The sequence below is a fragment of the Sphingobium sp. TA15 genome (assembly GCF_037101235.1).
Taxonomy (GTDB): domain Bacteria; phylum Pseudomonadota; class Alphaproteobacteria; order Sphingomonadales; family Sphingomonadaceae; genus Sphingobium; species Sphingobium indicum.
Genome location: NZ_AP025355.1, coordinates 546,547 through 559,000, shown reverse-complemented (window position 1 = coordinate 559,000; position 12,454 = coordinate 546,547). Strand labels below are relative to the sequence as shown.

Here is a 12,454-nt window from a genome sequence, read left to right as displayed (position 1 = left end):
CTATCGCCAACATCTTTGCCGCGGAAGGCGCCCTGGCGGGCAAAGTCGCGGTCGTCACAGGCGCGTCTTCGGGTCTTGGCGCTCACTTTGCGGAGGTCCTCGCGCTCGCAGGAGCCGAAGTCCTGGCTGTCGCGCGTCGGCAAGATGCACTTGCCTATGTGGCAAAGCGCATCACGGATAATGGCGGTCGATGCCGCCCAGTTGCCGTCGATGTAACGGACCACGTTGCTTTTGAAACGAAACTGGCAGAGTTCCCGGCGGTTGACATATTGGTGAACAACGCCGGCACAGCACGCGACGCCGATGTTCTAGACATAAGATATGACGACTGGGCGCAGATCATTGATCTCAATCTGACTGCGGTTTTTACCACTTCGCAGCTCATAGCGAGAGCGATGGCGGCGCGTGGAAAAGCTGGCTCGATCATCAACATCGCATCCATTGCAGGCCTGCGGCAACTCGGGAGGGTGTTGCCCTATGCTACGTCCAAGGCAGGTGTCGTTCAGCTCACGAAGGCAATGGCGCTCGAGCTTGCGCGCCACGGCGTTCGGGTAAACGCGATCGCGCCGGGATATTTCGAGACCGACCTCAACCACGAGGTATTTTCTAGCGAAAAGGGCAAGGCCATCATCAAGCGGATTCCGCAGCGAAGGCTTGGACATCTGAACGAATTGGACGGTCCGCTTCTGCTGCTCGCGAGTGACGCCTCATCCTACATGACAGGTTCCATCCTAACGGTAGACGGTGGCCATCTCGTCAGTACGCTATGACGGTGCCGGTGGGTCGGCAAAGTTTGGACGATGCATTGCCCCCGCAAACGACAAGGGGGGCATTGGCACCGGCCCTCGCGACGTCCTTTGCTCTCATTCCATCGTCAGTCGCAATTCTCTTCTACACTCAAGGCTTCTTCATAGGTCCGATGACAGCGGCTTTTGGCTGGAGCCGCTCCGCGTTCATGTGGCCGGTGACGATGGCAATGATCGGTCTTGCAATTCTCTATCCTGTTGCGGGCTATCTTGGAGATCGCTTCGGCGTCCGCCGCGTGCTCGTGCCGCTCATCATACTCTTCGGCTTGGGTACGATGGGACTGTCGCTCATCGGCGACAACTTCGTCCTTTATTCGGCGGCCACGATCCTCGTCGGAATGGCTGGCGTCGTTCAGTCGCCCCTCCTTTATTCTAAGGTCATCGCCGCCCGGGCCCCGCTGCAATCGCGCGGGACACTTATCGCCATCGGCGCCTCGGGCGTATCGATCGGCAATGCGTTGCTACCGCCAATCGTCGTCTGGCTGATTGCTGAATTTGGCTGGCGTGGAGGCCGGATCGGCCTTGGCGGCATGGTGTTGATTTGCGCGTTGCCGGTCGCGTTGTTTTTTATGAACGAAAGTCGAACGGTCATTCAAGCTAAGACGATTCGAAACTTGAACGCACCTTCCTCGCCTATCCAACGAAAACCGGCCGTCTTACTCTTAGCGGCACTGTTTTTGAGCGGAGTTGCGCTCAACGGTTACCTGGCCAATCTGGTGCCGATTCTGGCGGACCGAGGTGTTGGGGCTGACCAGGCGGCAAAAAGTCTGAGCATGGTCGCCTTGGCTGGCGCGGTCGGTCGCATAGCATCAGGCTGGCTGCTCGATCGGGTTCAGCACCCGGCGATCGGTATACTTTGGTTCCTATTTGGGTGCGCAGGTGTCAGTCTCTCACTATTTTCTCCAAATATTTTCCTCGAAATTATCGCATCAATAAGTCTCGGACTTTCACTCGGCGCTGAAGTGGAGTTGGCAGCTTATTACGTTGCCCGCTATTTTGATTATAGAAGATTTGGGCGAGCCTTGGGATTTCTCGCCGCCAGTTATTCGATTGGAAGCGCAATTGGATCTCAATTCTTCAATTTAGCTCGCGACTTGTTTGGCAACTACCATTCCGCCACGCTGCTCTCTGCGATATTGGTCCTGGTAAGTGCAGGGCTGGTAGCATGGCTTCCGCCCTATCCGACCAGAGTTGGATCTGAAGCCAGAGGAGTGGGATTGGATTCAGAGCGTTAAGCCGAATCGACATTCAGGATTCACAAACGAGGTGATGTCTGATTGATGGGGTTCCGTGTTGAGGCGCGGAGCGGATGGATGGGGATCAAGCGGTACGAGTTAAGCGAGGCGCAGTGGGCGAGGATAGCGCTGTTGCTGCCCGGCAAGGCAGGCGATCCGGGCCGAACGGGATCGGATAACCGATTGTTCGTGAACGGATGTTTGTGGATTTTGCGCTCAGGTGCACACTGGTGCGACCTGCCGGAACGCTACGGCCGGTGGAAGACAGTCCATCGGCGTTTCAGCCGGTGGTGCCATGCCGGTGTATGGGAGCGGGTGTTCGACACGCTGACCACCGACCGCGACAACCAGTATCTGATGATCGACAGCACCCTCGTCCGCGCCCATCAACAGGCGGCGACCGGGGCGTTCCCGAGGTGGACTGACGACCAAGATCCACATGCTGGCGGACGCGTTTGGCCGACCATTATGCTTTCGCATCACACCGGGGCAGGCCAGCGACATCACCGCCGCTCCCGATCTTCTGGAAGGCCAGAAGGCCGGGGCCGTACTCGCTGACAAAGCCTATGACAGCAATGATTTACGGAGACGGATCGCCGCCATGAAGGCCGACGCGGTCATCCCGTCAAAGCGCAATCGCAAGGCTTTCATTCCGCACGACACCGCCATCTACAAGCACCGTAACCGGATCGAGCGATGCTTTGGCCGCCTCAAGCATTTCCGTCGCTTCGCTACACGCTACGATCGCCGCACCGCCCACTTCAAAGGCTTCGTTCACCTCGCCCAAGCTATGATCTGGCTGCGGTGAATGTCGATCCGGCCTAGGCAGCGTGGACAAATTCAAGACTTGCCGGACTGAGTGATTTGGGTGGGGAGGGGCCATTCCCCTATTCGTCACCTCTCCCCCTATTCGTCACCCCGGACTTGATCCGGGGTCCCGCTGCCTTGGGCTGGGCGCGGTGTAGAGGCAAAAGCGGGACCCCGGATCAAGTCCGGGGTGACGGTGGGGGTAATGACCGCTCATGGCCATTTCACGACATTTTCGAATTTGTCCACGCTGCCTAGGTCGCTCCTGCGCGTCGCGCCTGGTTCCACGCAAGTGCCGCCATCTCGGGAAAAGCATCAGCGCGCTGCTTCGCATCTGCATTCGCGGCGTTACCTCGCAAATAGCGACCTTTCACACCATGAACGATCGCAGCAAACCGAAAGAGATTGAAAGCCAATGAAAAATCCAATCCGGACAAGTTCTTGAGCCCCATACGCCGACAATAGGACGCCACATAATCGCTTTCGGACGGAATATTAAGAGACGGCAGGTCGTGGCCGACTAACCCGGGCACTATGACTGGGGGCATATGATACATCATCAAATGATAGCCAAAGTCCGCTAATGGGTTGCCGATCGTCGATAGCTCCCAGTCGAGCACTGCAATCACTTTTGGTTCATCTGGATGGAAGATGAGATTGTCTACTCGGAAATCGCCGTGCGCCAGACAGCTGCGATCATCTGCGGGAATCGCGGTGGGTAGCCATTCGACTAGGCGATCCATGGCAGGATCGCGGCCTGCGTCTTCGTCGGCAAGATATTGCCGGGTCCAGAGCGCGATTTGACGAGCGAAGAAACCGCCCTCGCGGCCGTAGTCACCAAGCCCTGCCGCCCTATGATCAATCGTGTGAAGACCAGCGATCGTCGCATTCATGGCATCGAAATAGGCTGGTCTGTCTGCCGCCGGAACATCGGGAAAGGTTGCATCCCAAAAGATACGTCCTTCTACCAGCTCCATCACATAGAACCACGTGCCGATGACATTGTCATCGGTGCAAAGTCCGAAGATTGTTGGGACAGGAAGGCCCGCCGCTCCCACCGCGCCTATTACTCTGGCCTCCCTCTGGATTGCGTGAGCACCTTTGAGTAGCACACCTGGCGGCTTCCTTCGTAGTACGTACGATCGACTGGGCGTGCGCACCACATAGGTCGGGTTCGACTGCCCGCCTTTGAATTGCTCGAGTTGGATGGGACCTTCAAAGTCCGCGATATGGTCGGCCATCCAGTGCGCTAAGGCCGCCTCGTCAAATCGATGGGCGTCTCTGACCGGGGTGGTACCAGTCTGGGCATCGAGATCGAACATTAGAGCGCTTTCCCGACTTCGTGAATGGCGCGCCACTCTCGCTTGATCCTTTTTGCGAGTGACCACTTATGAACCTCGGTCGGCCCATCATATATCCGGAAGGCTCGAACCTCGCGGAAGACCTGCTCGACCACCGTATCGCCTGACACACCAGTTCCACCCATTACTTGGACGCAGCGATCTGCGATCCGCATTAGTGCCTCGGACACCGCCACCTTCGCGATAGAGCTCTCAGCTACTCCAGAATCGCCCAAGTCGAGCGCATCGGCGCACCAGTTAATAACTGACTCTGCTTGCCGCAGATCGACGAGATTTTCCGCAAGCATGAAGCCGACGCCTTCATGGTCGATGAGCGTCTTGCCAAAAGCCTGGCGTCGGCACGCATAATCGACGGCGATCTCGTTGGCGCGATCGCATGCACCGAGCCAGCGCATGCAATGTGACAGTCGCGCAGGTGCAAGCCTGACTTGCGCGTACTTGAAGCCTTCACCGCTTTGTCCCAGCATCTGGTCGACTGGCACCCGAAGATTATTGATCCTGATGGTCGCATGTCCTCCGGGGGTAGCGTTGTCGATCATGTGTGGGACGTGCTCGATCTCGATCGCCGGATCAGGCAGATCGACCATGAACATACATGCTCCATCGTCCGATTTGGCCATGACGATGCCAATTCGCGCTCCAAGAGCGCCGCTGATGAAAGCCTTGCGCCCGTTGATCACCCAATGGTCGCCATCCAGGTAACACCGGGTCTGCATCATCGATGGGTCGGAGCCAGCGCCGCCATCGCTCGCCGGCTCTGTCATGAAAAATGCGGAGCGAGCAGTGCCAGCCACAAGGGGCTTTAGAAACCGCTCATTCAAGCTGTCGCTGCCCACTTTCGAGAGCAGGAACATGTTCCCTTCGTCGGGCGCCATCGTGTTGCACGCGACTGGGCCCAAAGGCGAAATACCCGACGCACGAAGAACGAGAGCGGTTTCCCGTTGGGATAGATGGGTTCCGTCAGGCAGGATATGGGGCGTGAGCACACCCGCCTGGCGTGCCTTCTCCCGCATCTCCGAAATCAGTTCTTCGTCGGGTGCATTGTGATCATCCTTTCGCGGATCTCGCTCATAGGGAATGATCTCTTTTCGAACGAACCTTTCCACGTCGGCGGCGATATCACCAGCCCGTACCAATCCTATACCCATGTGCTTCACCTAATAAGAAAAGACCTGCAATCGGTCCGGTCAGCCGTTCACGCGCCCAATATGGTCACAACGGCCGCAGCCTCTTCGACCCCGTGGAACCCGCCGCCATTTTCTGCGACCGCTATCCTTGCGCCGTCGACCTGCCGGGCGCCTGCTCTCCCACGGAGTTGGGTGACCAATTCATAGATCTGACCGAGGCCGGAAGCAGAAATGGGGTGCCCCTTCGACTCCAGGCCACCGGATGGGTTGACCGGAACCCGCCCTCCGATCCGGGTCTCTCCACGGGCGCTCATCCACCCGCCCTGACCAGCTTCACACAAGCCAAGATTTTCGAGCTGGACGATCTCAGCAAAGGCAGATGCGTCATGGACTTCTGCTACGGAGACGTCACTCGGACCTATACCCGCCTGTGCGTAGGCTTTTTCAGCCGCCTTGCGGCAAAGATGTCCGCCAAAATCCTTCCATTCGCGATCGCTTCCTGAGGTCAGCGCGGTGGCGAGCAAACGGATGGGATGCGCATCAGCGAAGCGAGACAGCACTGATTTTGAACAGATCAGCGCGGCCGCGGCACCATCACTGATAGGCGAACACATCGGAAGAGTGAGCGGCCAGGAGATCACCGGGGCGGCCAGCACTTCAGCAATGCTGAAATCGGTCTGGAACTGCGCCAGCGGGTTCATCGTCGAATGGTGATGATTTTTCGACGCCACTGCAGCAATTTGCTCTTGTGTCGTACCGAATGTGCGCATGTGCCCACGCGTGAAAGACGCGTAGAGTTCCATGAATGGGCTTTTGACCCCCGGAGCCGTCCCTTCTGGCGGCTCCACACCCTCGCCAATCGATGAGAGACGATCGACGATGGCGCTTGCCTCATGCACATCCCAAGCGCCTTCGAAAATGGCCGAAGATTTGAGCTTGTCAGGCCCGTGCATTTTCTCTGCGCCAACGGCGAGAGCAACTTCCGCCATGCCGCCGCGCACCATTGCCACCGCTTGATGGAGTGCGGTGCTTCCCCCAGCACACGCATTTTCAACGTTCAGGATCGGAATTTCAGCAAACCCCATAGGGCGCAGGACCATCTGACCACGCACAGCGTGCTGATTTTCCATGATGCCTTGCGTGCTGTTTGCAAATATTGCAGCATCAACATCGCTGATTTGCGCGCCCGCGTCAGACAATGCGCCGGAAACGGCCTCGGCCACCAGCGACTTCAGCGATCGGTCAAGGTGCTTCCCGAAGCGCGTCATCGCAACACCGATTATGTAAATGTCGTCCATTCTTCCTCGCCTTTTGTCACGCCGCCGTCTGCTCCGGCGGCAGCTGCTCAAGCCAGCTCCGCTTGCAATCCCACGCTTCGATCCAGAAACGCGCACCATGTCGCGGCCCGATTCTTAATTCGCGGTTATATGATTGACTTTAAAGTCAGTGTCTATAGTTTGGTTCGAAACGAGCGGTTCCAAAGCCGCATGGGATGAAAGAAAGGATCTCACCAATGCTCCCAGCCGGGCTGGAAGGGCGGTTGCGCCTGCCTGCGATAATATCTCCAATGTTCCTTATTTCCGGCCCCGATCTGGTCGTGGAGTCGTGCCGCGCAGGCGTCGTGGGTTCCTTCCCCGCGTTCAACCAGCGCACGCCCGCCGGATATGAGGAGTGGTTGAAGGAAATCAGGGGCCGTCTTCAGCCGGACGACGCCCCCTGGGCGACCCAATTCTCTGTCCATCCTTCAAATACGAGATTGGATGAAGACGTTGCGCTCACTGTGAAATATGAAGTGCCGATACTGATATCGTCGGCCGGCATCACTCGCGAGGTGACTGACGCGATCCATGCATACGGCGGCCTGTGCTTTCACGATGCAATCAACATCCGTCATGCGAAAAAGGCTTTGGATGCGAATGTTGACGGTATCATTGCGGTGGCCGGAGGGGCCGGCGGCCATTCGGGCACTTATAATCCGCTCGCTTTTCTCGGTGAACTTAAGCCGATCATGGGCGACAAGACGCTGGTCTTAGCTGGCTGCATCGGAGACGGCTCCGCACTCGCGGGCGCAATCGCTGCCGGTGCAGACCTCGGTTATATTGGTACCCGGTTCATAAACACGATTGAGAGCACAGCCTCGGACAAGCTGAAACAGATGGTGATGGACTCCGATATCACCGACATTGTCTACAGCGCAGAAGTCGATGGAATAGGTGGCAGCTGGCTCAAGCAGACCATTCCTGCAAAGGGCCATTTCGGCGAAATTACGCCGTCCAAGTTCGACATCGACCAGGTGCTGGGAGAGCCCAAGCGCTGGAAGGATATTCTGAGCGCCGGACAAGGCGTCGGACCCATCCAAGACATTGTGCCGGCGGCGGAACTCATTGGCCAGTTCGAGCGGGAATTCGATGCATCGATCGACAGGATCGCTGCCATGAAAATCAATCGCAGCAAATAAAAAGAGAATTGGAAACTATGGAAGAGGCACGCAATCTCACAAGCGCAGCTGGCCCGGCAACTTTTGAGTTCATCGAGGTTACGCGTCGCGGCCGGCTGACGATTATTTCCATCAATCGGCCAGCATCGCGAAACGCGTTGCACAATCCGGCGCATTTCGAAATGGCGCGCGCGCTAGACGCGTTCGCCGCCGACGATGATGCGTGGGTCGCAATAATTCGCGGCGAAGGCGGCAAGGCCTTCTGCGCTGGCCAGGATCTGACGCACCCACTCCCCGAAACACTCGACGACCTGCCTGTCTCGGGCTTTGGCGGAATGACATCGCGGTTTGGTCTCGCGAAGCCTGTGATCGCAGCGGTGGAAGGCTTTGCCTTTGGCGGCGGATTTGAACTCGCGCTGGCCTGCGACATCATTGTTGCCAGCACCACAGCGCGCTTCGCGTTGCCCGAACCCAAGGTTGGAGTGGTCGCATTGGCGGGAGGCATCCAGCGTATCACCAAGGAATTGGGCTTGAAGCGTGCGATGCATCTCCTTCTCACTGCCGCGACTCTCGATGCTGCCACCGCCCATACGCTCGGCATCGTTAACGAGGTGACTGAGGGTGATCCTTTGGAAGCGGCGATCCGTATTGCTGAACATATTCTAACGTGTAGCCCGCTTTCTGTGCAGGCTACCAAGGACGCTGCCATTGCGGCTCTGGACATGCCGTTGCGGGACAGTGTGCGTGAGGTGTGGACGCGGGAAAAAGTGCGCGTCGCGATGACGTCGCTCGATGCTGAAGAGGGACGCCGGTCCTTTGTCGAGAAGCGCCTTCCTCAGTGGGCCGGCAAGTAAGAACTGGTTGGAGACGATGACGATGAAGGCAATGACATTAGCCGCGCCCGGAGGTCTTGATCAAATCAAGTTGGTCGAGCGCGCCGCGCCTCCTGCGCCTGCTGCCGGCGAGATCACAATCCGGGTAGAGGCTTGCTCCCTCAACTTTCATGATCTCGGCGTTGCAAACGGGCGCAGTCCGACAAAGGATGGTCGCATCCTGCTGTCCGACGGTGCCGGCACCGTCGAGGCTATCGGATCTGACGTCACCGATTTTGCAGTTGGCGATCGGGTGATGTCGCGCATTTTTCCACAGTGGCTCGACGGCCCCCCGCAGGTCGGTGACTTCAGTCTGTCACCAGGCGATGGCGTAGATGGCTTCGCTTGCGAGAGCGTGACAGCTGCAGAAACGGCATTCACCCACGTCCCGGCAGGATATAGCTCAGCCGAAGCGGCCACAGTCATGACCGCCGGTCTGACAGCGTGGCGCGCTCTAATGGTCAATGGACCGCTGCATCCTGATGACACCATTCTGGTGCAGGGGTCGGGCGGCGTGTCCATCTTTGCTTTGCAGATTGCCAAGGCAGTTGGCGCGCGCGTTATCGCAACCTCGTCGTCAGATGAAAAACTTGAGCGGCTTCGCGAATTGGGCGCCGCTCATGTCATCAATTATCGAAAAGAACCCCAGTGGGGAAAACGGGCGTTTGAATGGACAGGCGGCACCGGCGTCGATCACGTGATCGATGTGGGCGGCGGCGACACGCTCGCACAGTCGCTTTCGGCGGTTCGTATCGGCGGCCATATTGCGATCGTGGGCCTTCTTGGAGGATTGGCAGTTGACCTTCCGATCATCCCAATCCTCTCTAAACAGGCGAGGATGCAAGGTTGCCTGGTAGGCAGTCGTGCCGATCAGCTTAATTTCAACACATTTCTCGAGAAGCACAAGATTAAGCCGATCATCGGATCGAGTTTTGCTCTCGAGGACTTAGCCGATGCCTTCGAATTTCAACAGAAAGGCGCACATTTCGGGAAGATCGTCCTGGAGGTCTGAAAAAGCTGTATGCCCTGAGACTGGTTAGGCGCGACATTTCCTCGTCAGAAATCGGTCTCCGTCTCCAGAAGCGCTGGGCGATACACAACAACGGAGAGGAAAGACATGCGTCCAATCGTCGCAGCAATCGCGCGTGAGCCTCATGGGCTTTTCGAGCTGCAAAGCCTCAACATTCAGGAACCGACCGGATCAGAAATTCTCGTGAGGACGAAGGCAAGCGGTATCTGTCATACCGATCTTCTCGTCAGAGACGGAGTCTTCGGCCCGCCCTTGCCGGCTGTAGCGGGTCACGAAGGTGCTGGCATAGTCGAAGCCGTTGGACCAGCGGTCAATAGCATCAGGCCGGGTGATCACGTTCTCCTAACACAGGCCTCGTGCGGCGGCTGTCGAAGCTGCCGCAGCGCGCACCCCATGAATTGTGAGGATTTTGTCCGCTACAATATCACCGGAGACCGGGCAAATGGGACGAAACCTTATCAAGAAGCAGTCAGCGGCGCCTTTAGCGGTCAATCTTCATTCGCCACATATATGCTGGCCTACGAGACGAACGGAGTTGTCTTGCCACCCGATTTTCCGTTGGCCCATGCTGCGCCGCTCGGTTGTGGATTAATGACGGGCGCGAACAGCGTCTTTCGCGTCATGGCACCATTGGCCGGATCGAGCATCCTGGTCATCGGTGCCGGCGCGGTTGGCATGGGTGCCATCATGGCGGCCAAAATTGCCGGATGCGGCACGATTATCTCGGTTGATCTGCTCTCCAGCCGACGCGACCTTGCCATGGAACTGGGAGCGACACATGTGGTCGATGGCGCGGATTCAGATCTGGTCAAAATCATATCTGATATAACCAGAGGCGGCGCAGACTTCGCCATCGACGCCGTCGGGTTGCCAGCAACCGCTGCAAATATGGTTCGCGCGTTGCGGCCCGGCGGCCATGGCGTGCTGCTAGGCGCGGCAGGCGTGGGTCAAACTGTCGAACTTGATCTGATGGACCTCATCTTTAATCGCAAAATCCAGGGTGCGATTCAGGGAGATCAGGTGCCCCAGGTCGCCGTCCCCTCGCTCATAAGCTTACATATGCAGGGCCTGTTTCCATTCGAGCGCATCCTGCAATTCTTCCCGTTTGAGGCAATAAATGATGCCGTTGAGGGAATGGAAAACGGCAGCGTTGTGAAGCCGGTCCTGCTGTTTGATTGACGCCCAGCGGCGTACCTCAAACGCTCCAGCTGCATCAGGTTGGCGCACCCACATTGGCCGTGGGTGCGCCATTTTTGTTAGAGCGCGATATTGATCGTCTTGGATTCGGTGTATGCCATCAGACCTTCCAAGCCGAGCTCGCGCCCGAAGCCAGATTGTTTGAAACCGCCGGATGGGGTCGCTGGATCGATAACGATCTGGCTGTTGCCCCACACCGTTCCGGCACGCAATCGCGACGCCATTTTGTGCATCAGGCTGACGTCGCGGGTCCACACGTACGCGGCGAGGCCATAAATACCGCTGTTGGCTTCCTTAATTACCTCGTCAATCTCATCGAACCGGTTGACGCACAGTACCGGCCCGAAAATCTCCTCCCGCATTACTTTCATATCGGCAGTAACGTCAGCGATGAGCGTAGGTGCTACATAATAACCGTTGTCTGTAGGTGCATCGCCACCGCGCACGATTGACGCGCCCTCTTTAACTGCGGAATCGATATAGCCGAGCACGCGCTTCTGCTGTGCCTCGGATACAAGCGGCCCAAGTTGCGAGCCCGAACCAAGGGAGGGGCCGACTTTAAGGGCCCCCATGGCGTCCGACACGCCCTCCAGAATTTGGTCGTAGATTTTCCGGTGGGCGTATAACCTAGAGCCAGCAACGCAGATTTGCCCGCTGTTGAACAAGATGCCGTTCGCAACGCCCTGTGCCGCGGCGCCAACATCGACATCGTCCATCACAATTACGGGGGACTTTCCACCCAGCTCCATCGTGACACGCTTCATGGTATCAGCAGCCGTACGCATGACGATTTTACCGACAGCAGTCGAGCCAGTGAACGAGACCTTGTCCACATCGGGGTGACGAACGAGCGCTTCACCAACTGTCGGTCCACGGCCGGTCACGATATTAAGGACACCGGCGGGAATGCCCGCTTCAAGGGCGAGCTGCCCCACGCGAAGGCTGGAAAGACTGGTTACTTCGGCTGGCTTGAGCACCATTGTGCAGCCTGCCGCCAAGGCAGGTGCCACCTTCAATGTCATCATTGCTAGCGGAAAATTCCACGGGACGATCAGGGCTGCAACGCCGACAGGCTCGCGCAGCGTATAAGCATGATGCTGGCCAAGCGGCTGAAGGATTGGGTTAATTTGGTCTCCACCGAGGCGTGTGACCCACCCGGCATAGTAGCGGATGACCTCGACAGCCACCGGAATGTCGACGCTCTGCGCAAAGTCGAGTGGTTTGCCGACATCAACAGCCTCCATCTCCGACAGCTCGTCAGCGTGCTGCTCGATCAGGTCTGCAAACTTACGGATAATTGCCTCCCGCTGCGCTGGCGCCAGCCGTGACCACCGGCCATCGTCAAATGCTCGGCGAGCAGCCGCGACTGCAAGATCGACATCCTTATCAGATGCTTCGTAGATACTCGTGATCTGTGTTCCCGTTGAAGGATCATATACAGGGATCTCACTTCCGGGCGCCGGCGCAATCCAATTACCGTCGATTAAGTGCCCACCGATGTTGGCAAGACTGTGAGTGAGCTGAGCAGAATACGCGCCTTGTTGCGCAACAGAATTCATTTTGTCTCTCCTTACTGAATTTG

General features: G+C 57.6%; 10 protein-coding genes and 1 pseudogene. 7 read left to right on the top strand and 4 right to left on the bottom strand.

Annotated elements, in window-relative coordinates; genetic code table 11:
* Positions 1–2 precede the first annotated feature (2 nt).
* The 3 genes and pseudogenes from Sj15T_RS02820 to Sj15T_RS02810 all read left to right on the top strand — a co-directional run bounded on the left by Sj15T_RS02820 (position 3) and on the right by Sj15T_RS02810 (position 2,849).
* Positions 3–770 (top strand): SDR family NAD(P)-dependent oxidoreductase, encoded by a 768-nt coding sequence (locus tag Sj15T_RS02820; protein WP_049775145.1) that lies wholly within the window; start codon positions 3–5, stop codon positions 768–770.
* Positions 771–832: 62 nt separating this feature from the next.
* The gene (locus Sj15T_RS02815; RefSeq protein WP_041385809.1) at positions 833–2,041 is read left to right on the top strand and encodes an MFS transporter; all 1,209 of its coding nucleotides are present in this window, start codon (positions 833–835) and stop codon (positions 2,039–2,041) included.
* Positions 2,042–2,125: 84 nt separating this feature from the next.
* Positions 2,126–2,849: pseudogene (locus Sj15T_RS02810) on the top strand (IS5 family transposase).
* A gap of 253 nt (positions 2,850–3,102) precedes the next feature.
* On the opposite strand, the gene Sj15T_RS02805 reads toward Sj15T_RS02810, so the two are convergent.
* Genes Sj15T_RS02805 through Sj15T_RS02795 form a run of 3 tightly spaced genes read right to left on the bottom strand, consistent with a single transcriptional unit; the run spans position 3,103 to position 6,634 of the window.
* The gene (locus Sj15T_RS02805) at positions 3,103–4,170 is read right to left on the bottom strand and encodes a phosphotransferase (RefSeq protein WP_013039786.1); all 1,068 of its coding nucleotides are present in this window, start codon (positions 4,168–4,170) and stop codon (positions 3,103–3,105) included.
* Entirely contained in the window at positions 4,170–5,357 is a 1,188-nt protein-coding gene (locus Sj15T_RS02800) for an acyl-CoA dehydrogenase family protein (protein ID WP_013039785.1), read from the bottom strand. The genes Sj15T_RS02805 and Sj15T_RS02800 overlap by 1 nt, the downstream gene beginning before the upstream one ends.
* A gap of 47 nt (positions 5,358–5,404) precedes the next feature.
* The gene (locus Sj15T_RS02795) at positions 5,405–6,634 is read right to left on the bottom strand and encodes a thiolase family protein (protein ID WP_013039784.1); all 1,230 of its coding nucleotides are present in this window, start codon (positions 6,632–6,634) and stop codon (positions 5,405–5,407) included.
* Positions 6,635–6,849: 215 nt separating this feature from the next.
* Between Sj15T_RS02795 and Sj15T_RS02790 the strand changes: the two genes are divergently transcribed.
* The 4 genes from Sj15T_RS02790 to Sj15T_RS02775 all read left to right on the top strand — a co-directional run bounded on the left by Sj15T_RS02790 (position 6,850) and on the right by Sj15T_RS02775 (position 10,854).
* Complete coding sequence (locus Sj15T_RS02790) at positions 6,850–7,794, top strand: nitronate monooxygenase (RefSeq protein WP_013039783.1); 945 nt, start codon at positions 6,850–6,852, stop codon at positions 7,792–7,794.
* Between the two features lie 17 nt (positions 7,795–7,811).
* Positions 7,812–8,627: an enoyl-CoA hydratase-related protein gene (locus tag Sj15T_RS02785; RefSeq protein ID WP_013039782.1), complete on the top strand. Its 816-nt coding sequence runs from the start codon at positions 7,812–7,814 to the stop codon at positions 8,625–8,627.
* A gap of 16 nt (positions 8,628–8,643) precedes the next feature.
* Positions 8,644–9,657, top strand: coding sequence for an NAD(P)-dependent alcohol dehydrogenase (locus Sj15T_RS02780; RefSeq protein ID WP_338057851.1), 1,014 nt, complete (start codon positions 8,644–8,646; stop codon positions 9,655–9,657).
* A gap of 105 nt (positions 9,658–9,762) precedes the next feature.
* Positions 9,763–10,854: an NAD(P)-dependent alcohol dehydrogenase gene (locus Sj15T_RS02775; RefSeq protein WP_013039780.1), complete on the top strand. Its 1,092-nt coding sequence runs from the start codon at positions 9,763–9,765 to the stop codon at positions 10,852–10,854.
* Positions 10,855–10,931: 77 nt separating this feature from the next.
* Here the strand turns inward: Sj15T_RS02775 and Sj15T_RS02770 are convergent, their stop codons facing one another.
* The gene (locus Sj15T_RS02770) at positions 10,932–12,431 is read right to left on the bottom strand and encodes an aldehyde dehydrogenase family protein (RefSeq protein ID WP_013039779.1); all 1,500 of its coding nucleotides are present in this window, start codon (positions 12,429–12,431) and stop codon (positions 10,932–10,934) included.
* Positions 12,432–12,454: the final 23 nt, after the last annotated feature.

Coding starts and splice junctions, on each gene's coding strand:
- Sj15T_RS02805 (WP_013039786.1), bottom strand. CDS start 4,170: ATGTTCGATCTCGATGCCCAGACTGGTACCACCCCGGTCAGAGACGCC.
- Sj15T_RS02800 (WP_013039785.1), bottom strand. CDS start 5,357: ATGGGTATAGGATTGGTACGGGCTGGTGATATCGCCGCCGACGTGGAA.
- Sj15T_RS02795 (WP_013039784.1), bottom strand. CDS start 6,634: ATGGACGACATTTACATAATCGGTGTTGCGATGACGCGCTTCGGGAAG.
- Sj15T_RS02790 (WP_013039783.1), top strand. CDS start 6,850: ATGCTCCCAGCCGGGCTGGAAGGGCGGTTGCGCCTGCCTGCGATAATA.
- Sj15T_RS02785 (WP_013039782.1), top strand. CDS start 7,812: ATGGAAGAGGCACGCAATCTCACAAGCGCAGCTGGCCCGGCAACTTTT.
- Sj15T_RS02780 (WP_338057851.1), top strand. CDS start 8,644: ATGACGATGAAGGCAATGACATTAGCCGCGCCCGGAGGTCTTGATCAA.
- Sj15T_RS02775 (WP_013039780.1), top strand. CDS start 9,763: ATGCGTCCAATCGTCGCAGCAATCGCGCGTGAGCCTCATGGGCTTTTC.
- Sj15T_RS02770 (WP_013039779.1), bottom strand. CDS start 12,431: ATGAATTCTGTTGCGCAACAAGGCGCGTATTCTGCTCAGCTCACTCAC.